This is a genomic window from Shinella sp. R2-11 (genome assembly GCF_055330205.1).
Window position 1 is genome coordinate 1 of record NZ_JBVAPC010000031.1, and the last position, 468, is coordinate 468.

A 468-nucleotide genomic window follows, 5' to 3' on the forward strand; every position below is an offset into this window, starting at 1 on the left:
GTAATCCTCTTGTCAGGAACCGCTCGCCGCTCGCAAGCCCGCATTCACCCGTTCGACCTCGACGGTGATGTGGGAAAGTTCGTGTATTTCCGCCAGGCGGGCCTTATAGTCCGATGGTGCCGCGGGATCGCTCGACACCAGCGAGATGATGGCCGCATGGTGCCCCGGCCCGACCTGCCATACGTGCAGGTCGGCGATCCGGTCGGTGTCGGTCTCGAGCGCCTCTCTGATTTCTCCCGGCAGATCCTCGTCATCGGGAATCCGGTCCAGCAGGACGGACCCGGAATCCCGGATCAGACCCCAGGACCAGCGTGCAATGACAAGTGCGCCGACGACGCCCATGACGGGATCGGCCCAGAGCCAACCATAACTACGCCCCGCCAATAGCGCCACGATGGCAAGGATCGAGGTCAGGGCATCCGCCAGGACATGCAGATAGGCAGCATGGAGGTTGTTGTCGCGCGCATG

Annotated in this window: 1 protein-coding gene; it reads right to left on the reverse strand. The window is 63.2% G+C overall.

What is annotated here, in order from left to right:
* Nucleotides 1-12: 12 nt before the first annotated feature.
* The coding region (locus tag ACZ1A1_RS24940; RefSeq protein WP_463622065.1) for a cation diffusion facilitator family transporter at nt 13-468 on the reverse strand (456 nt) is incomplete at its 5' end.